The following is a 21,831-nucleotide window of genomic DNA, read 5'->3' on the forward strand; positions in this document are numbered from 1 at the left end:
GCCGCACATGACCGTCGACGAAGCCGCACGGGTGCCCGTCGTGATCGTCGGAGCCGGGCCGGTGGGCGTGACCGCCGCCCTTCTCCTGGCCCGGCACGGGGTCCGCAGTGTCGTCCTCGAACGCCACCGGGACGTCTACCCGCTCCCGCGCGCCGTCGCGGGCGACGACGAGATCCACCGGATCCTCCAGGCCGCGGGCGTAGGCGAGGAGTTCACCGCGATCTCCCGTCCGGCAGGCGGGCTGCGGCTGCTGGACGCCCGGCACCGGGTGATGGCCGAGTTCCGGCGCTCCCGGCAGGGCCGTCACGGCTATCCGCAGTCCAGCATGTTCGACCAGCCCGAGCTGGAAGGCCTGCTGCGCGCCGAGCTGGCCCGGCGCCCCGGGTGCGAGCTGCGTGGTGGCGTGGAGGTCACCGGCGTCGGCCCGGACACCGCGGGCCCCGTCCGGGTGACCTACCGTGACGACACCGGCGACCACGAGCTGTGGGCCGAGGCGGTCCTCGGCTGCGACGGCGCGGGCAGCCTCACCCGCGAGGCGATCGGCGGCCTCTGGGAGGACCTGCGCTTCGAGGAGCGCTGGACCGTCATCGACGCCGAGACGACGGGCCCCGTCCGTTGCTGGGAGGGCGTCGACCAGGTCTGCGACCCGGAGCGGCCGGGGACCTTCATGCGGGTGAACGACACCCGCTACCGCTGGGAGTTCCGGCTCCGGGACGGGCGGCAGACGGTCCGCGAGCTGATCGCCCCGTGGCTGCCGCCCTCGTACGACGGGGACTTCGAGGTCGTCCGCGAGACGCAGTACACCTTCCGGGCGTGCGTCGCCGACCGTTGGCGCGGCGGACGGGTCTTCCTGCTCGGGGACGCCGCTCACCTCACCCCGCCGTTCGTCGGACAGGGGCTGTGCTCGGGGCTGCGGGACGCCCGCAACCTCACGTGGAAGCTCGCCCGCGTGCTCCGACAGGGCGCGGACGAACGGCTGTTGGACACCTACGAGAGCGAACGCAGACCGCACGCCCGGCACGTGGTCCGGCTCGCGGTCGTCATGGGCTGGGCCATGACCGGCGGCCAGGACGGCGCCGCCGCGACCCGCCGCAGGGTGCTGGCCGCGCTGTGCCGGGTACCCGGCCTGACCGAACTGGCCGGCCGCGACCTCGGGCGGCCGCTGACCGCCGGACCGCTCGTGCGGCGCGGCCTCCGGCGGAGCCTGGCGGGCGCCATGTGTCCGCAGCCCTGGGTGAGCGTCGACGGACGGCGCAGCCGTCTCGACGAACTGCTCGGCGACTCCTTCACGATCCTGACCGGGGCCGAGCCCTCGCCCGCACTGAGCGCCCTCGCCCGCGGGCTCGGCGTACGGACCGTCCCCGTGGCGGGCCTCGGCGACGGCGGCACCCTGGCCGGCTGGCTGCGCGCCGGCCGGGCGGACGCCGTCCTGCTGCGCCCCGACCGCGTCGTCCTGGACGTCGTCCCGACCGGTGGCCACGACTTCACGGACACCGCGGCCTGGGCGCCCCTTCTGCACACCACGCGCGGCCCCCAACCTCCCCCACGCACCGTCGAACAGAGCCTGCTGAGGAGCACCGCACCATGACCAGGCCGTATCCGGACCCCTTCACGACGCCCGATCCGCGGACCGTCTCCGGCAGTCGCATCATGGACTTCGCCCGTCATGCCGGGACGGACGCCACCGACTACGCCGCCCTGCACCGCTGGTCGGTCACCGACCTGGAGGGCTTCTGGGGCGCCGTGTGGGAGTACTTCGGCATCGAGTCGGACACCTCGTACGAGCGGGTGCTGGCCGAGGAACGGATGCCAGGAGCCCGCTGGTTCCCGGGCGCCACCCTCAACTACGCCCACCACGCCCTGCGCAACCTCGCCGCCGACCGGCCGGCGATCATCGCCCTGGACGAGACCGGTTCGGGGTACGAGGTCACGGGGGAGCGGCTGCGTGCCTCGGTCGCCTCCGTCGCCGCGACCTTGCGCGACCTGGGAGTCGGCCGGGGCGACCGGGTCGTCGGCTACCTCCCCAACACCCCGCACGCCGTCGTCGCGTTCCTCGCCGCGGCGAGTCTGGGAGCCGTGTGGTCGGTGTGCGGTCAGGACCACGCGCCCGGAGCGGCCGCCGACCGGTTCGCCCAGCTCGAACCCACCGTGCTGGTCGCGGCCGACGGCTACCTGTTCAACGGCGCCGTCCACGACCGTCGTGCGGCCGTCCTCGAACTCGCCGGATCCCTCGCCACGTTGAAGGCGACGCTGCTGGTCGGACATGTCGGCCTGCCCTGGCCCGAGGGCAACTACCCGTCCCTGGTGATCCCGTGGGAGGACGCCGCCACCCGCACCGAGGAACTCGCCTGCACCGCCGTACCGTTCGACCATCCGCTGTGGGTGGTGTTCTCCTCCGGCACCACCGGCCTGCCCAAGGGCATCGTGCACGGCCATGGCGGAGTCCTGCTGGAGCACCTCAAGACCCTGGCCCTGCACTCCGACCTCGGCCCCGGCGACCGCCTCCTGTGGTACACCACCACCCACTGGATGATGTGGAATCTCGTCGTCTCCACCCTCCTCACAGGCGCCACGACCTGCACCTACGACGGCAGCCCGGCCCCCTTCGCCAGGCTCGACGTGCTGTGGGAGCTGGCCGCCCGGCACCGGGTGACCGTCTTCGGGACCAGTCCCCAGTACCTGCTGGGCATGGCCAGGTCCGGCATCGACCCGTCCGCGCACGACCTGTCGTCGATCCGGGTGGTCGGCTGCACCGGCTCCCCCCTGCCGGCCTTCGCGTATCCCTGGGTGCGGGACCACGTCGGCGGCCGCGTGCTGCTGGCCTCCATCAGCGGCGGCACGGACGTGGTGTCCGGCTTCGCCGGCAGTGCACCCAACACCCCGGTCTGGGCAGGGGAGTTGTCGGCCCCGCAGCTGGGCGTGGCGCTGGCCGCGTACGACGCCGCGGGCAGGCCGGTGGTGGACCAGGTCGGTGAGCTGGTCGTCACCCGCCCCATGCCGTCGATGCCGCTGTACTTCTGGAACGACCCCGAAGGCACCCGGTACCACGACGCCTACTTCGCCACTTTTCCCGGTGTGTGGCGGCACGGGGACTGGATCACGCTCACCGGCCACGGATCCGTGATCGTGCACGGCCGCTCCGACTCCACGCTGAACCGCAACGGCGTACGGCTGGGCAGCGCCGACATCCACGACGCCGTCGAACGCCTCCCGGAGATCGCCGAGGCCCTGGTCATCGGCGCGGAGGAGCCGGACGGCGGCTACTGGATGCCGCTGTTCGTGGTCCCGGCCGCCGGTACGGCCCTGGACGACGCGCTGCGTGACCGCATCCGTGCCGCCGTCCGCACCGGCGTCTCACCCCGCCATGTGCCCGACGAGATCATCGAGGTGCCGGGCATCCCGCACACCCGCACCGGCAAGAAACTGGAGGTCCCGGTCAAACGCCTGCTCCAGGGCGCTCCCGTCGAGCAGGTGGTCAACCCGGCCGCGGTGGACGCGCCCGGCCTCATCGACCACTTCGTCCGGCTGGGCGCCGAACGCCGGGCCCGGTCGGCGTGAGGACCGCGTGCGGACCGCACGAGGACCGGGCTCAGTGCGGGAAGACCCGCGGCGGACGCTGGCGGGGCAGCGTGGTGCGGAACTCCTCGATCACGGAACTCACCTGCCGCATCAGCGAGGTCCGTTCCAGCAGACCGAGGTAGAGATTGCGGCGGGCCAGTCCGGGCAGGTCCACACAGAAGTACAGCGCCATCAGCGGGTTCACGAACAGCTCGCCGTCCCTGGTCCGTTCCGTGAACCGGACGTCGCCGAAGTCGCCGCGCACCGCTGCGGCGACGGATCCGTTCACGATGCTCGGGTGGCTCGCGGTGTGGCGCTGGGCGTGCGCCACCGCGTCGAGATAGAGCGCGCCCTCCCGGGCCGCCCCGAGCAGCGAGAACGCCCCGAGATAGGCGCCGTCCCGGTCCAGGGCGGCCAGGTTCTCCAGTACGAGCGAGTGGTTCACGCCGTGATACGCGTCCACCCCGAAGCCGAGGCAGGCCACCAGCCGGTCCGGGACCTCGTCGAGCCCGTTCACGGCGGCCAGGCTCGCCATGTCCTCCTCCGGGGTGCCGAGACCGTGTTCGTCGCCGCGCATCAGGATGTCGGTCCCGCCGTCCACCAGGACGACCGCGTCGACACCGCCGAGATGCGTGATCAGCGTCCGGTAGGCCGCCCGCAGCGGGCCGACCCCGATGCTCGGGAACGCGTACACGGTCGACGGCAGGTCCTGCGTCGCGAGCCACTGGGCGAGCGTCCGTTCGGGGAAGTAGTCGCCGCGCAGGGGGGTGTCCGGCCCGACGGCCGCGACGTCCTGGTCCACCCACACATCGAGGTCCAGGCCGTACAGGTCGGCGAAGGACAGGTTGGCGAGGTGCACCTCCTTGCCCGCCGACCGCAACGCGAGTGCGAGCGGGAGCCCGGCGTACACGTCGAAGCCGCCGCCCGCACCGGCGACGAGCACCCGGCGCGCGTCGCGCAGGCGGGTGAAGAACGCGGGTTCCCCCAGAGAGATCACCGCAGGACGCTAGCAGGAGGGCGGGCCGGCCCGCGCAGTCAACGGAAGTCCTGGCGTCCGGGCTCCTCGTAGGGGATGCGGTTCAGGTGCACGACCCCGCCCAGGGCGCCCCATTCGTCGGCGCCGAGTTTGGTGAGCGGGCGCAGCAGTTCGCTGTCGGGCCGGCCGTCGACCAGGTAGTCCTCGTCGACGGCGGCATGCAGAACCCGCCCGAAGACCAGGGTGGAGTTGCCCATGCGCAGCGTGGTGTGCGAACGGCACTCCAGAACCACATGGGAGGCGGCGACCCTGCACGGACGCACGCACTTGCTGGCCTCCCGCTCGATGCCCGCGTACTCGAACTCGCTGACCGAACGCGGGAAGTCGGTGGCCGTCGCGTTGACCAGCCCGAGGAGCGGTTCGGAGGAGAAGTTGACGACGAACTCCCCGGTGTCCTCGACGTTGCGCAGCGAGTCCTTCCGGCCGATCGAGGTGAACTGGACGATCGGGGGATCGGTGCTGGCGATGCTGAAGAACGAGTGCGGGGCCAGGTTCTCGGTGCGTCCGTCGGGCGTGATCGTGGAGACCCAGGCGATCGGCCGTGGAATGACGACCGACGTCAGGAACCGGTAGAAATCCGCGCTGCTCATCGTCTCGGGGTCGTATTCCACACGCATGTCGGCCTCTCAGGCACTGTTGCGGCCGAGGCTCGCACCGCCGTCGACGCGGGTAGCGCGCGGCACCGGCCGACCCGGGCGGGCTGTTCTGCCGGAACAGCTCGGTCTCGGTGGGCCCCGGGGCGACGGCGTTGACCGTGATCCCCTGTGAGGCGAGCACCCGTCCGTTCCGGCAGGCCGAGGGTGACGAGGCTGGTGACGTTCACCACCCGTCCCCAGGATCTCACGCGCATGCCGGGCAGCACAGCCTGGACGATCCGGAGAGCCGTCCGCACGTTCGCCTGTGATGAGTACTCGCCTGTGGGTCATGGCGTCACTCCTTGCTGCGCTGATCCATGCTGCCCGGCGGCGCGGCGTCCGCGCCTGCGTCACCTGACTGCACAGCGCGGCAGGCCGCCCGGACCTGGTAATTCTCGTGCCAGCCGGTTCAGCCGGTTCAGCCGGTCCGCGGCGGGACCGGCAGCCCCCGGCCCACCAGGTCCACGGCCTCGCGGACCAGGGTGACCACCTTCGGGCCGGAGTCCGGCTGCCAGCAGCTGATGGCGGCCTGCAGCGCCGCGAAGACCGTGGCACCGGTCGTCCGTACATAGAGGTGGTGCTCCGGCAGGCCCGTGCGCGCCGCCACCGCCCTGGTCACCGCGTCCTCCACGGTGCGATTGGTCAGCACGATCCGGGGCAGCAGCTCCGGACGCTCGCGCAGCAGCAGCATCCGCTCCAGCCAGAGCCTGCCGGTGGCGAGCTCGCTGAGCCGCGCCACGAACACGGCCCGGATCGCCTCCAGCGGGGTCTCCTCCGCAGGGCGGGCGGTGATCCGCCGCTCGATCAGCGCCGGCGTCCCCTCCTCCAGCATGAACGCGGCCTCGTCCTTGGTGGCGAAGTAGTTGAAGAAGGTGCGTGGCGAGACCCCGGCCTCGGCGCAGATGCTCTCCACCGTGACGGCATCCGGGCCATGACGGCGGAAGAGATCCACCGCGGCGCTCTGCAGCGCTCGGTGCGTCGCTCGCTTCTTGCGTTCGCGCAGCCCTTCGGGGCGGTCGCTCTCCATGTGCTGGTCGCACTCCCGTGAACCGTGGACGGCCGAATAATTGCTACAGTACTGCAAAAATGCAGTACTGCAATTATCTATTACGATGGCTGGTCTCAGTCATGCGCCGGACGGGACCCGCTCCGGTCGTCCCCGGCGAAGTGGAGTTCCCGTGGCGGAACGGACAGAACGATCCAAGGGCCAGTCCGTGGCCCTGACCCTGGCCGAAGCCCTGTGGTTCCCGGTCTCCCTGTTCCTGGGCATGCTGTTCTTCTTCGCGCCCGCCCTGCACGCACCGCAGCCGCACCATGTGAAGGTCGCGGTGGCCGATCCGGCGGTGGCCCGGCGGGTCGACAGCGCGCTGAGCGCCAGGGTTCCCGGCGGGTTCGACGTCAGCGCGGTCGCCGACGGCCCGGCGGCCCGGCGGTCGGTCCTCGACCGGGACGCGGCGGGGGGATTCCGCGAGGACCAGGGGCATGCGGTGCTGTACGTCGCGAAGGCCAACGGCGCCTCCCTCGAACAGACCCTGACCCAGGTGTTCACCCAGGTCGCCGCCAAGACCCACCGGCACCTGACCGTCACCGACGTGGCGCCCACCGAACAGCAGGACGAGCTGGGCACCACCCTGCTGTACTTCGCGCTGGCCTGGAGCATCCCGGCCTACGTGCTGGCGACCACGCTGCTGCGGGCGGTGACCTTCAGCCGGCGCAGGAAGCTCCTCACCGTCGCCGGGGTGGCCGCCGGGTACAGCGCCATCGGCTTCTACGTCGGCCTGTGGCTGGGCTACCTGCCCGACCGGCCCGCGGCCATGGCGGTGTCCTTCCTGCTCACCACGGCGGTGGCGACAGCCGCCTCGGGGCTCGCCCCGTTCGTCCGGCAGTTCTTCCCGGCCGTGGCCATGGGGCTGTTCATCGTGATGAGCATCCCGACCAGCGGCGGCGCCGTGCCCGCGCCGATGCTGCCGATGTTCTTCCAGTACGTCCGTGAGGTGATGCCCCTGGCCAACGGCATCGACGCGCTGCGGGGCGTCCTCTACTTCGACGGCGCCGGAGTGCTCAAGCCGGTCCTGGTGCTGTGCGCCTGGTTCGTGGGCGGGGTCGCCCTGCTGGGGCTCGACCTCTGGCTGCACGGGCGCAGGGCCAGGGCCGCGGCCGCCCTGCGGGTCGAGGGGGCGGACGACGGTGACGGGGAGAGCGAGTTCGTCGGGGAACCCCCGGTCGAGGACCCGTCGCTGGAGACGCCCAGGCCGACAGCGGTCCCGGTGCACGCGCACCACTTCGGGGAGCAGGTGCCGGTGCTCACCGGCCGGGTCCAGGACCGCGAGGCCCGCCCGGTCCGCGGCGCCGCGGTGACCGTCATCGACGCGCGGGGGCGCCAGCTCGTGCGCAGCGTGACCGACGAGGCCGGTGAGTACGCCGCGACCGGGCTTCCCGAGGGGTACCTGAGCATCGTGGTCTCGGCGCCCGGCCTGCATCCGATGGTGCACCAGACGCTGATGCAGACCGGGATGACGGCGCGGGCCGACTTCGCGCTGCACGGCCTGCCGCAAGGACGTCACGCCAAGCCGGTGCACGCCACCGGCTCGGCCGTGTGACGGCGGCGCGCCGCCGCGGGACGCTCAGTCCAGCACGGACAGGGCGCTCGACAGGGCGCTCTCCAGGAACGCCCGGTCGGCACGGGCCTGGCCCATGACACGCATCCCCTGGATGAACGTGGTGAGGAACCGGGCCAGGGCCGCGGGGTCCTTGTCGGCGGACAGCTCGCCGCGTGCCCGTGCCCGCTCCAGGGCGCCGGCGATGGTGCTCTCCACCAGGCGCAGCGTTCCGCTCACGCGGTCCACGGTCGTGGAGTCGGCCGAGCGTTCGGTGGCGGCGTTGACCAGGAAACAGCCCCGTTCCGGGTCGTCCAGGTCCGCCTCCGCCAGGGCCTGGAGCGCCGTGCGCAGCGCGGACCGCACATCCGTGGCCGAGTCCAGCGCCTCGACCAGCGCTCCGGCGTTGTGGGAGCAGTAACGCTCCAGCGCCCGTGCGTAGAGGTTCTCCTTCGAGCCGAAGGCCGCGTACAGGCTGCCGCTGCCGATACCGAGTGCGGCGGTGAGGTCCTGGAGGGAGGTGGCCGAGTATCCCCGCGCCCAGAACAGGGCCATCGCGCGGTCGATCGCCTGGTCTGTGTCGAATTCCCGGGGACGTGCCATGGGTGCCAAGTTAGTAGTTATGGACTGAAGCATCAAGAATGCGCGGGGTTCAGGGGCTGGAGGTCGTGGTGCCCGGCCCGGGGCGACGGAACGGCTGCCGCGCCGAAAAGATCCCGCCGGTGGTGTCAGAGGGCCTTGAGGGACGCGGCGATGGCCCGGTCGGCCTCGGCGAGACCGGCCTCGACCTGCTCGGGGGTCTGCCCGCTGACGGAGATGAACTCGACGTCGGTGATGCCGATGAAGCCGAGGACGCCGCGCAGGTAGGGGGCGTGGAAGTCCATGGCGGCGAACGCGGGATCGCCGAAGTCGCTGCCGGACGCGCGCACGACGACGGCCTTCTTGGCGGCGAGCAGGCCGCGCGGGCCGTTCTCGTCGTACGCGAAGGTGCGTCCGGCCATGCAGATCTGGTCTATCCAGGCCTTGAAGGCGGCGGGCACGCTGAAGTTGTACACCGGTACGCCCAGCACCAGGACGTCGGCCGCCTCCACCTCGCCGATGAGCGCGGCGGACGCGTCCACCGCGGCCCGGGTCCGCGAGGTGTGGTGCTCGGCCGGAGCGAAGACCCCGGTGATCCAGTCCGCTGAGACGAGGTCCGGCACGTCCAGGGCGACGTCCCGGTAGGCGGCGGTGCCCTCCGGGTTCTGCCGGTGCCAGGCGGCGACGTAACGGGCGCCGATCTGCCGGGTGAGGGAGTCGGTCCCGCGTGCGCTGGAGTCGATGTGGAGCAGGTGAGACATGGGTTTCTTCCCAAGGGTTCAGGATTGAACATTCCACAATTGGAGTGTGGGCATGTGGGGGCATTCAGGCCCGGCCGGTTGTTCGCCGGCCGAGTTTCCGTGCCTTCACTGTGCCCAGGAAAGTTCAACAATCAACTATCTGCCCGTGGTGACGGCAGACACAGCCGGGCGGACGCGGCCGATGGCGGGCCGCCGCGAGGAGGACGGCTCAGTCACCGCTCACCCGGATCACGATCTTCCCCCGGGGATGCTCCGTCTGCAGCGCCTCGTACGCGGCGCGCGTCTGGGACAGCGGTACGACACGGTCCACGACCGGCGTCAGGCTGCCCTTGTCGATCAGGCCGGTGACGGCCTCCAGCCCGGCCCGGTCCGGCTCGACGACGAAGAAGACACCGCGCGCGCCTTTCGCGGCGGCGGCGTCCTGATCCGGCGGCTGGACGATGCTGACCAGGATCCCGCCCGGACGCAGGGCGGCCCACGAGCGCGACTGCGTCTCCCCGCCGACCGTGTCCAGCACGACGTCGGCGCCGTGCACCTGCTCCTCGAAACGGTCGACGGCGTAGTCGAGGACCTGATCCGCACCGAGCCGTGCGACGAACTCACGGTCCCGCGCCGACGCGGTCGCCGTCACCCGTGCGCCGAGCGCCGCGCCGATCTGCACCGCGAGGGAGCCGACACCGCCCGCGCCCCCGTGGACCAGGACGTGCTGTCCGGGCGCGAGTGCGGCCCGGCCGACCAGCGCCTGCCAGGCGGTGAGCGCGGCCAGCGGTACGGCCGCCGCCCGCGTGTGGTCCAGGCCGGCCGGTTTGGCCGCCAGCACCCGGGCCGGCACGGCCAGGTACTCGGCGGCGGCCCCGTCCCGGGTGAAGGGGGTGAGGCCGTACACCTCGTCCCCCGCCGCCAGGTCGGTCACCGCCGGACCCACCTCCGCCACGACACCGCTGACCTCGTGCGAGGGCACGATCGGTGTCCGGTCGGCGCCGGTTCCGTCGAAACTGTCGGTCCAGGTGGCGTCCCAGGTGAGCTCCCCGTTGGTGACGGAGGCCGCGTGCACGGCGACCACCACCTCGCCGTCGGCCGGTCGGGGACGTGGCGCGGTCTCGTACACCAGCCGCTCCGGACCGCCTCGCTCGCGAGCACGAACAGCGCGCATGTCTGTCATCGTTCCCTCACTCCTTGCGGCGGACATGACCTTCCCCTCCAGCATGGGAGCCACCGAGCGGGGCCGCCTGCGTCAGGTGACCGCGACACGCACCACCACCCCGTTCGCGACGGCTCGCGGTGGCGGGAACGGCCAAGCGGCGGCGGCGTGCAGGCTTCTCCGTGGAGGGGCCCGCGGACTGCTGGTGGTCGCTTCGGGCACATAGGATCCGGTGCATGGGCGGTACTGATCATGCTTCGGCCGCCGCCGACACGGGGGCGCTCGTCGGCCGGGAGGCGGAGCTGGGGGTCATCGGCAGGCTGCTGGCGGCTGAGTGCGGTGGTTCCCTGGTCGTCGCCGGAGAGCCGGGGATCGGCAAGACGAGCCTGCTGGCCGCCGCACGGCTCCAGGCCGGGCAGGCCGGCTTCACCGTGGTGCGCGTGGCCGGCTCCGAGTCCGCCGCGGAGGTGCCGTTCCACGGCCTGCACCGGCTGCTCGCCCGGCTGCTCGCACGGCTGCTCGCCCGACTGCTCGCCCGGCTGCTCGACCGGGCCTCCCGCCTTCCCGCGGCCCAGTACCGGGCGCTCATGACCGCCCTCGGGCTGCGCCGGGGCCCCGCTCCACAGCCCTTCCTGGTCGCCCTGGCCGCCCTGGGTGAACTGCTCCGGCGGCCGGAGCCGGAGTGGGTGACGGCGGACCGGGCGGACCGGCTGGCCCGCTCCCTCCGCGCCCGGCTTCAGGGCGGGCGCTGTCCTTCGGCGGAGTCGTCGGGGGGCGGCGCGGGGTAGCCGCCCGCGGTGATCCGGGCCACCAGGGCGGCCAGATGGCCGCAGGCTCGTGCGATCTCCCGCTGGGTCTCGTCGCGTTCGCTGACGGCTGCCGCGACCAGCAGGGCGGTGAGTGAGGAGGAGCCGTTGAAGGCCTGCAGGGTGATCATGTCGGTGAGCAGGTCGTGACCGGAGAACGGGCCGGCGCCCCGGGCGGCGGCGATCACCGCGAAGGTCGACACGGCCAGCGCGCAGGGTGCGGCCCCGGCCAGCTGGAAGCGGAAGGCCGCCCAGATCAGCAGGGGGAAGCCGAGGAAGAGCAGGGGGGTGCTGCTGGTCTCCAGCAGACCGACGCCGCAGGTGGCGGCGAGCAGCAGCAGCGCCTCCACCCAGCGGGACACCGGTGCGTTCCTCGGCAGGCGCGCCGAGCGCAGCACGAGCAGGACCGGCGTCACCACCAGGACGCCCATCGCATCGCCGGTCCACCACACCGACCAGGTCGGCCAGAAGCGGTCGGCGGGCAGCACCCCGGCGAGGGCCAGGGTCCCGCTGCCCGTCGTCGAGCTGACCAGCATCCCGGCGAACGCGCCGAGGAAGATCAGCGCGAGCGCGTCCCGCAGCCGGTCCAGTTCGACACGGAATCCCGTACGGCGGAGCAGGAGGTACGAGCAGACGGGGGCGAGGGTGTTGCCCGCCGCGATCAGGAGGACGGCCCAGGGCGAGGGGCCCAGGGAGATGTTGACCAGGAGCGCGCCGAGCGCGATGCCCGGCCAGACCCACGGGCCGCGCAGCAGCAGCCCCGCCAGGGCGATGCCCGTCGGCGGCCACAGCGGGGTGACCTGGCGGCGCACCAGCTGCTGGAGGAGTCCCATCTTCGCCGAGCCGTAGTACAGCGCGGCGACGACGCAGATGTCCAGGACAGCCACACCACCGCGCCGGAGCCGTTCACGCCGGGCGACAGCCATCGGGCGACCTCCGCATCGACATCGCCCCGGGATCCATCATCCGCCGGATCCGCCGGATCCGCCCGATCCTCCACGGCGTCGCGGCGCCGGCCGTCCGGCCGCGCGCGTCGGGTCAGACGGAGGGGGTGCGCAGGGCGAGCACGGCCATGTCGTCGTGGCCGTCGCTCGGATGGTGGTCGGCCAGTGCCCGGACGAAGTCCTTCAGGGGCAGATCGGCGTAGGCGGTGGCCAGAGTGGTGAGGTCGTCGAGGCTCGCGTCGATGGGCCGGTCCGGGCGCTCGATCAGCCCGTCCGTGAAGAAGACCAGGGTGGCGCCCGGGGGCACGAAGCGGGAGTGGTCGGGACGGGGCTGCTCGGAGTCGACCCCGAGGGGCAGTCCGGGCTCGACGAACAGGTACTCCGCCCGGCGGCCAGGGGGGATGAGCAGGGGCGGGACGTGTCCCGCGCTGCTCCACCGGAGCCGCCAGCCCGGCCCGTCCGGTTCGATGCGGGCCAGGGTCGTGGTGGTGACGGGGTTGTCCGTGATGGCCTGCAACGTGCGGTCGAGCTGGGTGAGCACCGCGCCGGGCGGGCCGCCTCCTTCGAACAGCAGGGCGCGCAGCATGTTGCGGATGGAGGCCATGGCGGCCGCGGCCCGGAGATCGTGGCCGACCACGTCGCCGATGACGACCGCCACGACGTTGCCGGGCAGCGGGATCGCGTCGTACCAGTCGCCGCCGAGCCGGCTGGGCTCGGCGGCGGGCCGGTAGACGGCGGCGGCGGTGAAAGGCCGCAGGTCCGGCAGCTTGGGCAGCAGAAGACGCTGGAACTGCTCGGCTCCGATGCGCACCCGTTCGAACAGGCGGACGTTCTCGATCGCGATGCCGGCGGCGCCGGCCAGGGCCACGACGACGCTCTCGTCGTGGGCGTCGAAGGGCTGCCCGTCGTACCGCTCGGAGAGGTAGAGGTCGCCGTAGACCTCGCCGCGGACGCTGATGGCGACGCCGAGCAGGGTGCGCAGACGCGGGTGGCCGGGCGGGAACCCGGCGGACGACGGATGGGCCGGGATGCGGTCCACCCGCAGTGGCTCGGGGTGCCGGATCAGGTGCCCGAGCACCCCTCTTCCGCGGGGGAAGCCGATCTCGGCCAGCGCGGCGCGTTCCTGTTCCGACAGACCGGCCGAGATGAACTGCGCCAGGTGGTCACCCGACTCGTCGAGTACGCCCAGTGCCCCGTAGCGGGCGCCCACCAGGTCCATGGCGGTGGTGACGATACGGTGCAGCACCGCGGGCAGTTCGACCTCCCGGCTGATGGCCACCACCGCGTTCAGCAAGCCCTGGAGCCGGTCCATGGCGGTCAGCAGGGCGTGCAGCTGGTCGTCGATCCGCCCCAGCTCGGAGCGCAGGCGCAGGTGCAGGTCGGGGAGGTGAGGCTCCCTCGCGTGCGCCCCTTCCCCGGCTTCTGACATCACGGGCTCGGCACCGATGTCGTCGGGTCCGCCCACACGATTGAGCGGTGCATTCCGGCCTCCTGGCGCAAATAAGCGCGCAAAAAACTGTTTATCGGATTTCAGAATGGCATATACGTGCAGAACGGGTCGCCCGCGAGGCGGACCGGCGGCGACGCGCAGGGGGGCTACGTACACCCCGCATCCGGAGGCGAGTCCCATCCTCACGCGCCGCCGGTTCGGGTTGCCTGGTGGGTGTCACCGACCGACACCCAGGGCAACGGGGGATCCGGACATGCAGATGCCGTCGTCGAAGAAGGCCAGGGCCGCCGTGCTGACCGCAGCGCTGCTGCTGCCCGGCACGCCCATGACCGCGACCGCCGTCACCGCCGCCACGGTCGGCCACCGTCCGGCCGTACGGCACTCCTACGGCGAGGACACGCTCCGGCGGGACCTGGCGGCCGTACGAGAGGCCGGGGGAGGCGACGTGAACGTGCTCGCCAGGGTCGACCGGGCCGACGGCGCGCCGCTCATGGCACGCATCGGCACCCGGACCGCCGGCTCCCCGGCCCCGGTGCCGTGGCACGCGCACTTCCGCGTGGCGAGCACGACCAAGACGTTCACGGCGACCGTGGCCCTCCAACTGGCCGCGGAACAGCGGCTGTCACTGGACGACACCGTCGAGCACTGGCTGCCGGGGGTCGTCGCCGGCAACGGCAACGACGGCAGCCGTATCACCGTCCGCGACCTGCTCCGCCAGACCAGCGGCCTCTACGACTACGTCGACGACCCGGAGATCCAGGACCGGCTGATCGGCCACTTCGACGAGAACCGCTACGACACCACCCCGGCGGCCGACCTGGTCGCGGTGGCGATGAGGCACCGCCCGCTGTTCGTGCCGCGGCCCGGCGGGGCCACCCGATGGGCGTACTCGAACACCAACTACCTGGTCGCCGGGATGATCGCCGAGAAGGCCGGCGGCGCGAGCTGGCAGGACCTGGTCGCGCACCGGGTGATCGCGCGACTGGGACTGCGGAACACCACCGTTCCCGGGCTCGACCCCTACCTGCCCGACCCGTACGTGAACGCCTACCTGACGACCGTCGACGGCAGGCGCCTCGACGTCACCGAGCACAGCTTCCAGCACACCGCCGACTCCGGGGTGGTGAGCACCACCGCGGACCTGAACACCTTCTTCCGCGCCCTGGCCGGCGGCCGGCTGCTCCCCGCCGGGCAGTGGCGCGAGATGCGGCGGACCGTCGAGCGGACCGACGACCCGCAGGACGTCGCCGAGATGCCCGAGGGCACCTACGGCCTCGGGCTGCGCAGGATCCCGCTCTCCTGCGGCGGTCACTACTACACCCACGAGGGCGACGGGGCGGGCGTCTACACCCGCCCCGCGGTGAGCGCGGACGGCAGGCGCGCGGTGACCGTCTCCGTCACCACCACGACCGCGCCCCCGGACCTGGCCGCGCTCAACCGCGCCACCGGCACCCTCGTCGACCACGCCCTGTGCGCCCGGCCCGCCACGGCCGCGCCCGCCGTCAGCCCGGACTCTCCTGCCTGAGGGCGTCCCGGAGCTGGGCCCTGGCCGTGATGCCGAGCTTGGGGAAGACCTTGTGCAGGTGGTAGCCGACCGTACGGGGGGACAGGTAGAGACGGGCCGCGATGTCGCGATTGGTCAGGCCCTGGGCGGCCAGTTCGGCGATCTGGCGTTCCTGCGGCGTGAGTTCGCCGCCGGCGGCGGGGGCCGTCGCCGCTCCGGCGGCCCGCAGCTCCGCCGTCGCACGCTCGGTCCAGGGGCGGGCGTCCAGCCGCCGGAAGCACTCCAGGGCCGCGTTCAGGTACGGGCGGGCCTCGGCGCTGCGCCGGCGCCGGCGCAGCCACTCGCCGAGGTCGAGGTGGACGAGGGCCTTTTCGAAGGGCCAGCAGTCGGCGGCCGGGTCGGCGAGCGCGGCGCGGAAGTGGTGTTCGGCGTCGTCGCTGTCGGTCAGCAGGGCGGTGGCCCGCCGGAGTACCGCCGCCAGGCGGGGGGAGGGGTCGGGCTTCAGCTCCTGCGCCACGGCGTCGACCACCGTGCGCGCGTCGTCGGCCCGTCCGGCGCGGACCGCCGCGGCCGCCAGGTCGCCCAGGAGGTAGAGCGAGGCGTGGTAGTGGACGGGGGCCGGGCGGAAGTCGCGGGTGAAGGCCGCGCGCAACTGCCCGTAGGCGTCCTCGTGGTCGCCGTCGACGAACGCGGCCATGCCCATGGCATGCCGGTGACGGACCTGAAGACTCAGCGACCCGCGCAGGTCCACACCCCGTACGGCCTGCGTCGCCCGGGTCCGCGCGGCCGCTGGGTCGCCCTGGAGCGCGCGCAGGGTGGCCCGCAGGATGCGGGCGCCCACGGTCACGTTGTCCGCCCCCGCCTCCGTCGCCATCCAGAACGCCTCGCGCGCCGCGTCCTCGGCCGCCGTCCACGAGCCGCTCTCGAACAGGGCGAGGGCGAGCGCCTGGGTGACGGTCGCGTTCGTGCCCGCGCTGCCGGCGTCCCGCAGGAGGTCCATGGTCCGCCCGAGGAGACGTACGGCCTGTCCGGTCTCGTCCAGGATCCAGGTCGTGCCGCCCAGCGCCGTGAGGTTGCCGAGGGACTCGTCCCGCGCCAGGGCGGCCAGCCCCTCCGTCAACAGCTCTGTCAGCAGCGGCCGTTCATGAAGCGGATCGACGACCACCCGGGCCCAGGCGCGCGCGGCCGGGTCGCCGGTCGTGTCGATCAGGCCGCCGATCCGCCGGAGTTCCGCGCGGTAGTACGGTGCGCCGGAGTTGTAGACGGACGTGGCGGCGGTGCTCAGGGCGCTGAGGGCGAGGCCCGGAGCCGAGGCCGCGGTGGCTTCGGCGACGCCCAACAGAAGTGCCAGCGCGTCCTCGTGACGGAGCGTCACGCCGAGGGCCCAGCCGCCCAGCAGCGAGGCCTCGGCACGCAGCCGGGGATCCTCGGTCAGCCCGCCGACGCGGCCGCTCAGCTCACCGACCCACTGCGGGTGGCCGGCGAACATCGCCGCCTGCGCGGCCGCCAGCAGCCGCCGGGCCCGCGGTTCCGGCGCCGGGGTCAGCTCGGCGGCGCGTTCCAGCGCGGTCGCGGCCGCCGCGTGGCCGCCCCGGCCGCGGGCCCGTTCGGCACTCTCCGCCAGGGCGTCGGCGACCTCCGCGTCCTGGCCGGTCGCCGCGGCGGCCAGCTGCCAGGCCCGCCGGTCCGGCTCCTCGGCCAGCGCGGCGGCCAGGGCGAGATGGGCCTGCCGGCGCTCGTGGAAGGAGGCCGCGTGGTAGACGGCCGACCGCACCAGCGGGTGACGCGGCAGCACCCCGCCGTCCGTCACCCGCACCAGGCCGGCCCGCTCGGCAGGGGCCAGCGCCGCTACGACGTCCAGCTCGGGGGCGGCCCGGACGAGGTCCGTCAGCCGGGCCGGACCGGCCGCGGCCGCCAGGAGCAGGGCCGCGCGGGTCGGCGCGGGCAGAGCGGGCAGGTCGGCGGCGAACAGGTTCTCCAGCCGGGCGGTGAGCGGCAGCGTGCCGCCCCCGGCGGCGTCGCCCGCCGGCCCGCCGGTCCGGCCCCGGGCCAGGGCACGGGGCAGCTCGATCAGGGCCAGTGGATTGCCGGCCGCCTGCCGGAGGACCTCGGCCCGGGCCCGGCCGCGCGGCGGAACCGGCTGCGCGTCCAGCAGCCGCCCGGCCGCGGTACGGCTCAGCGGACCCACGGTGACCTGGGGGAAGGCCCGGTCGAAGCGGGCCGGTACACCGTCCTCACGGGATGCCAGCAGCAGCACCACGGGCCTGCCCTCAAGACGCCGGGCGAGGAAGGCCAGTACGTCCACCGAGCCGAGGTCCAGCCACTGGGCGTCGTCCACCAGCAGTAGCAGCGGCCGGTGTGCGGCGGCCTCGGTGACGAGCCCGAGCACGCCGACGCACAGGGACAGCTGGTCGAGCTTCAGCTCGTACGACGCCGACTCCGGCCCGAAGGCGCGGTCCAGCGCCTCCCGTTGCCCCGCGGGCAGGCCCTCCCCGGGCAGCAGCGGATGCAGCAGCTGGTGCACGCCCGACAGACCGAGGCCGGTCTCGCCCTCGCTGCCGCGCACCCGCAGGATCCCCATGCCCCGGGCCCGGCCCCGCTCGGCCGCACAGTCGACGAGAGTGCTCTTGCCCGCCCCCGGCTCGCCGGTCACCACCAGCACCTGCGGCGCACCGCCGTCCACCGCCCCGAGCAGCCGGTCGAGACGCCCCAGCTCGGCGGCCCGCCCCAGGATGCCCGGATCGGAGGGGTGGTCGGTGCCGACACGCATGAACCGTCCTTGTCGTCGAGCCATTGATACGACAATCCTGCCAGCGTCCACCGGCGGCAACGGAACCGAGTGCGGACCGCCGGACGGGGGAGCCGCAGGTGGGCCCGGGGGACTGGTCATGTGACAGAAGCGGGGTCTCCCGGCCCTCGTGATGATGGTCCTGGCCAGGGAGAACGAGCACCGCCCCGGGAGTACGTGCATGACGGTTCAGCCCCCCCAGCAGTCCACGACCGGCGACGACGCCACCGCCACCGTTCTGGGCCGGGACGGCGAGACCGAGCGGATTCTGCGGTGTGTGACGCGTGAGCCCGGCCCCGCCCGCACCCTGTTGGTCCTCGGCGAGGAGGGGATCGGGCGTACGGCACTTCTCCGGCACGTCCGGGAACGGGCCACCGCCGACGGCGTGCTGGTGCTGGCCGCGCAGGGCTGGGCCGAGGACCCGCGGCACGCGCCCGCCTGCCTGCACCAGCTGCTGGCACCGCCGGTGCGGGACGCGCTGGCCGCCCTGCCCGCCGCACAGCAACGGGCGCTGACGGCCGTACCCCGGGCGGACGGCGAACTGCCCGCGGCGGTCACGGCCCTGCTGGACCGGCTCGCCGCGTCCCGGCCGGTGCTGGTGTGCGTGGACGACGCCGACCTGTGCGACCGCGCCCTCCCGGAGGCGCTGTTCGCCGCGGCCCGACGGCTGTCCGGCCGCCCGCTGACCGTGCTGCTCGCCGCCCGGCACGAGACGGCCCTGCCCGGCCCGCCGCCCGGCACCGAGATCCTGCGCCTCGGCCCGCTCGACGGCGCGTCGGCCGCCGCGCTCCTCGACCGGCAGCCGGCCGCGCCCACCGGCCGGCACCGGCTGGAGATCCTCGCCGAGGCCGCGGGCAACCCGCTGGCCCTCGTGGAACTGGGCCGCGGCGCCCCGGGCCCCGCCAAGGCGGTACGGCACGCACCCGTGGAGCACACCTTCGGCGTACGGGTCGAGGCACTGCCCGCCGCCACCCGCCGGGCCCTGCTGTACGCGGCCGCCGCGGGCCCCGGCGAGACCGTCGCCGCCGTGATGGCCGCCCTCGGCACCGGCGACCTGGCGGTGTGGGCGCCCGCGGAGGCGGCCGGGCTGGTCGTGCTGGCCGAGGACCGGTTCGACTTCCGGCATCCGCTGGCACGCTCCGCCGCCTACCTGGGGCGCCCGGCGGGCGAGCGCCAGCAGGCCCACCGCGAGCTCGCCAGGACCGCCGTGCCGCCCGAGGCCAGGGCCCGTCACCTGGCCGCCGCCACCGTGGGGACCGACGCGCCGGTCGCCGCCGCCCTGGAGGCCTCCGCCTGGCGGCACGGGGACGCGGTGGAGGCCGCCCGCGCCCTGGAACAGGCGGCCCGGCTCAGCCCACGGCCGCCGGACCGTGCCCGCCGGCTGGCCGAGGCCCTGACGGCGGCCCATGCGACGGGCGACCCCGGCTGGGTCCGCGAGCTGTACGAACGGCTCGTCCAGGACGGTACCGAGCCGGAGTTCGGCTGTGCCGCGGCCGGTGCGCTGGCCTCCGCCCTCTCCCACGAGTCCGCCCAGCGCGAGGCCTTCGAACTGCTGGCCGACGCCTCGGAGCACTTCCCCGCCGTCGACCGGACCCTCGCCCTCGCCCTCGCGGGCCTCGCGGCGGGCATCGCCGCCCAGTCCGGACTGCCGGAGCACACGGCGGCCCTGCCCGCGCTGCTCGACCGGGCCCGGCGGGCCGACGCCTCCGGGCGGTGGCGGCCCGCCATGGCCGGACCCCGGGCCCGCCTGGACACCCCGCACACCCGGCGGGCCCTGACCGCACTGGTCACCGCGGCCACCACGGCCGGCACAGCGCCCCGGCCGCGCTCCGCCACCCACAGCGCCGCGCCCGCCGCCACCCACAGCGCCGCTTTCGCCGGGCCCGTCGCCGCGCCCGTCGCCGGGGCGGTCCTCGCCGCGGTCGCCCGGCAGGCGGACGAGGCGGACGTGGACCTCGGCCAGTCGCGTACCGCCGACGAGCGGCTGCGCGCCGCCCGTGCCTTCGGGCTGCGCGGCTGGTCGGTGCTCCCGTTCGTGGACACCCTCCTGGCCACCGGACGGTTCGCCGAGGCCCAGGCCGTGGTCGAGGACGCCCAGACGGAGGCCGCGGTACTGCGGCTGCCGCGCCTCCAGGCCGATCTGGAGACGCAGGCCCTGACCGTACGGGCGCTGCGCGGCACGCTGCCGCCGGAACCCTGGTTCACCCCCTCCGTCTGGCGGGCCGTCTGCCTGGACGAGAACCGGGCCACCCACGCCCGGCTGCTGCGCGCCCGCGGACTCGCCTCCCTCACGCGAGGGGACATGGAGGACGCCTGGCGGCGGCTGCGCGACCTGTTCACCGCCGACGGCGCGCCCCTGCACCCGTTCCTGTCCGCGCGGGCCGTCGCCGAACTCGCCGTCGCCGCCCAGCGCACCGGCCGGTCGGCCGAGGCGCTGCCGATCCTGGACCGGGTCCTGGCGGACCAGGGGGACCGCCCGAGCACCAGGATGACGCTGCTCCTGCACCACGCCACCGCCCTGGCCGGCCCGGACGGCGAGGCCGAGCAGCACTTCCAGCTCGCGCTCGTCAACCACGGGGCGCACCGCTGGCCGTGGGAGTGCGCCCACGTCCGCCTCAACTACGCGATCTGGCTGCGCCGTTGCCGCCGCACCCGGGAGGCGCGCCAGCAGCTGACCACGGTCCTGGAGACCGCCGAACGGCTCGGCGCCGGCGCGCTCGCGGTTGCCGCCGGCGGCGAACTGCGCGCCAGCGGCGCCGCCCCCGCCCCCGCCCCCGCCTGCGCCGGTCCGCTGGAGCAACTGACCGCGCAGCAGCGGCAGATCGTCCAGCTGGTCGCGCGCGGCCTGTCGAACCGCGAGATCGGCGAACGGCTCTTCCTCTCGCCGCGCACCGTCGGCTCGCACCTGTACAACGTGTATCCCAAGCTCGGCATCAGCAGCCGCCATCAGCTCCGCGACCTGGTGCGGGGCCGATGAGAGCCCCCGCGGCCCGACCGGAGACACACCCATGAGCCCCGGCCCCCCACAGCCGGTCCCGCCCTCGGATCCGCCCCCGATACCGGGCCGGGCCGTCGTTCTGGACTCGGTTGTGCAGTGGCTGGTCAGGGCTGCCGCCGTGCCGCCCGTGCTCGATGACCTCGGTCCGGACGCGGCGCGCCAGGCGTTGCGGGAGACCCAGGCCGACCGGTTCGAGGACTTCGACGTGGACGCGGCCTTCCACACGGCACCCGTCGGCCCCGCGGGACTGCTCGGCTTCTGGACCGTACGCCCGGCCGGTGCGGCCGGCCCGCTCCCGGCCCTGCTGTATCTGCACGGTGGCCGCTGGGCGCTCGGCGACGCCCAGACCCACGCCCGGCTCATCAGCGCACTCGTCACCGGCGCCGGTGTGTGCGCCGTCGTCCCCGAGTACAGCCGCGCCCCCGAGGCCCGCTACCCGGTCGCGCTGGAGGAGTGCTACGCCCTGCTGGCCTGGGCGGTCTCCCGGGCCGGCGCACTCGCGCTGGATCCCGGCCGGCTGGCGGTCGCCGGCGACTGCGCCGGGGCCACGCTGGCGGCCGCCGTGACCATGCTGGCGAAGGCGCGGCACGGACCGCGGATCGGTGCGCAGCTGCTCTACTACCCGCTCACCGACGCCCGCTGCGACACCCCCTCGCAACGCGAGTTCGCCACCGGCCACCTGCTCACCCGCCGGGCGCTGCGCGCCTACTGGGAGCGGTACGTCCCCGACCCGGTCCACCGCCGCGAGCCCACCGCGGCACCGCTGCGGGCGCGCCCGGAGCAACTCGCGGGGCTGCCGCCGGCCCTGGTCGTCACCGCCGAGGCCGACGTGGCCCGCGACGAGGGCGAGCAGTACGCGCGGCGGCTCTGCGAGGCCGGTGTCGAGACGCTGTCCGTGCGGTTCCTCGGGACCGTCCACGACTTCGTGGCCCTGCACGCCCTCGCCGCCAGCGCACCCACCCGGGCGGCGCTGCTGACCGGCTGCGCCTTCCTCCGCTCCCGGCTGCGGTGACGGGTCCGGGGCGGGGGGCCGG

At 74.0% G+C, this 21,831-nt stretch carries 16 protein-coding genes; 7 read left to right on the forward strand and 9 right to left on the reverse strand.

The features are described 5' to 3' along the window. Positions 1–7: 7 nt before the first annotated feature. Both mhpA and IEZ11_RS10530 read left to right on the forward strand, forming a co-directional pair. Positions 8–1,588, forward strand: coding sequence for a bifunctional 3-(3-hydroxy-phenyl)propionate/3-hydroxycinnamic acid hydroxylase MhpA (gene mhpA / locus IEZ11_RS10525; RefSeq protein ID WP_189262400.1), 1,581 nt, complete (start codon positions 8–10; stop codon positions 1,586–1,588). Beyond that, complete coding sequence (locus IEZ11_RS10530; RefSeq protein ID WP_189262401.1) at positions 1,585–3,558, forward strand: acetoacetate--CoA ligase; 1,974 nt, start codon at positions 1,585–1,587, stop codon at positions 3,556–3,558. Before mhpA ends, IEZ11_RS10530 begins: the two co-directional genes overlap by 4 nt. Before the next feature lie 31 nt (positions 3,559–3,589). Here the strand turns inward: IEZ11_RS10530 and IEZ11_RS10535 are convergent, their stop codons facing one another. The 3 genes from IEZ11_RS10535 to IEZ11_RS10545 all read right to left on the reverse strand — a co-directional run bounded on the left by IEZ11_RS10535 (position 3,590) and on the right by IEZ11_RS10545 (position 6,256). Next, positions 3,590–4,555, reverse strand: a complete 966-nt coding sequence (locus tag IEZ11_RS10535; RefSeq protein ID WP_189262402.1) for a DUF1152 domain-containing protein — start codon at positions 4,553–4,555, stop codon at positions 3,590–3,592. Positions 4,556–4,593: 38 nt separating this feature from the next. Next, the gene (locus tag IEZ11_RS10540; RefSeq protein ID WP_189262403.1) at positions 4,594–5,211 is read right to left on the reverse strand and encodes a flavin reductase family protein; all 618 of its coding nucleotides are present in this window, start codon (positions 5,209–5,211) and stop codon (positions 4,594–4,596) included. A 436-nt stretch (positions 5,212–5,647) separates the two neighbouring features. Then, positions 5,648–6,256: a TetR/AcrR family transcriptional regulator gene (locus IEZ11_RS10545; protein ID WP_189262404.1), complete on the reverse strand. Its 609-nt coding sequence runs from the start codon at positions 6,254–6,256 to the stop codon at positions 5,648–5,650. A gap of 151 nt (positions 6,257–6,407) precedes the next feature. Between IEZ11_RS10545 and IEZ11_RS10550 the strand changes: the two genes are divergently transcribed. Further along, positions 6,408–7,829, forward strand: coding sequence for a carboxypeptidase regulatory-like domain-containing protein (locus tag IEZ11_RS10550; RefSeq protein ID WP_229712936.1), 1,422 nt, complete (start codon positions 6,408–6,410; stop codon positions 7,827–7,829). Between the two features lie 24 nt (positions 7,830–7,853). On the opposite strand, the gene IEZ11_RS10555 is transcribed toward IEZ11_RS10550, so the two are convergent. The 3 genes from IEZ11_RS10555 to IEZ11_RS10565 form a co-directional block, all read right to left on the reverse strand. Beyond that, positions 7,854–8,429, reverse strand: a complete 576-nt coding sequence (locus IEZ11_RS10555) for a TetR/AcrR family transcriptional regulator (RefSeq protein WP_189262405.1) — start codon at positions 8,427–8,429, stop codon at positions 7,854–7,856. A gap of 125 nt (positions 8,430–8,554) precedes the next feature. After that, the gene (locus tag IEZ11_RS10560) at positions 8,555–9,166 is read right to left on the reverse strand and encodes an FMN-dependent NADH-azoreductase (RefSeq protein ID WP_189262406.1); all 612 of its coding nucleotides are present in this window, start codon (positions 9,164–9,166) and stop codon (positions 8,555–8,557) included. 208 nt (positions 9,167–9,374) lie between these two features. After that, entirely contained in the window at positions 9,375–10,328 is a 954-nt protein-coding gene (locus tag IEZ11_RS10565) for an NADP-dependent oxidoreductase (RefSeq protein ID WP_229712937.1), read from the reverse strand. A 215-nt stretch (positions 10,329–10,543) separates the two neighbouring features. On the opposite strand from IEZ11_RS10565, the gene IEZ11_RS10570 reads away from it, so the two are divergent. Next, positions 10,544–11,095: an ATP-binding protein gene (locus IEZ11_RS10570; protein WP_189262407.1), complete on the forward strand. Its 552-nt coding sequence runs from the start codon at positions 10,544–10,546 to the stop codon at positions 11,093–11,095. Here IEZ11_RS10570 and IEZ11_RS10575 read toward each other — a convergent pair. Further along, positions 11,044–12,039, reverse strand: coding sequence for an MASE1 domain-containing protein (locus tag IEZ11_RS10575; protein ID WP_189262408.1), 996 nt, complete (start codon positions 12,037–12,039; stop codon positions 11,044–11,046). The genes IEZ11_RS10570 and IEZ11_RS10575 overlap by 52 nt on opposite strands. Before the next feature lie 112 nt (positions 12,040–12,151). After that, positions 12,152–13,486, reverse strand: coding sequence for a PP2C family protein-serine/threonine phosphatase (locus tag IEZ11_RS10580; protein ID WP_189262643.1), 1,335 nt, complete (start codon positions 13,484–13,486; stop codon positions 12,152–12,154). A 274-nt stretch (positions 13,487–13,760) separates the two neighbouring features. On the opposite strand from IEZ11_RS10580, the gene IEZ11_RS10585 reads away from it, so the two are divergent. After that, positions 13,761–15,032 (forward strand): serine hydrolase domain-containing protein, encoded by a 1,272-nt coding sequence (locus tag IEZ11_RS10585; protein ID WP_189262409.1) that lies wholly within the window; start codon positions 13,761–13,763, stop codon positions 15,030–15,032. On the opposite strand, the gene IEZ11_RS10590 is transcribed toward IEZ11_RS10585, so the two are convergent. Next, positions 15,010–17,781, reverse strand: a complete 2,772-nt coding sequence (locus IEZ11_RS10590) for an AAA family ATPase (protein WP_189262410.1) — start codon at positions 17,779–17,781, stop codon at positions 15,010–15,012. The genes IEZ11_RS10585 and IEZ11_RS10590 overlap by 23 nt on opposite strands. Before the next feature lie 199 nt (positions 17,782–17,980). Here IEZ11_RS10590 and IEZ11_RS10595 point away from each other — a divergent pair, with 199 nt between their 5' ends. Together IEZ11_RS10595 and IEZ11_RS10600 are read left to right on the forward strand one after the other, a co-directional pair. Further along, on the forward strand, positions 17,981–20,776 hold the full coding sequence (locus IEZ11_RS10595; RefSeq protein ID WP_229712938.1) for a helix-turn-helix transcriptional regulator: 2,796 nt from the start codon (positions 17,981–17,983) through the stop codon (positions 20,774–20,776). 31 nt (positions 20,777–20,807) lie between these two features. After that, positions 20,808–21,809: an alpha/beta hydrolase gene (locus tag IEZ11_RS10600; RefSeq protein WP_189262411.1), complete on the forward strand. Its 1,002-nt coding sequence runs from the start codon at positions 20,808–20,810 to the stop codon at positions 21,807–21,809. The last annotated feature ends 22 nt before the right edge of the window (positions 21,810–21,831 follow it).

The organism is Streptomyces fuscichromogenes (assembly GCF_014645815.1).
GTDB classification, from domain to species: domain Bacteria; phylum Actinomycetota; class Actinomycetes; order Streptomycetales; family Streptomycetaceae; genus Streptomyces; species Streptomyces fuscichromogenes.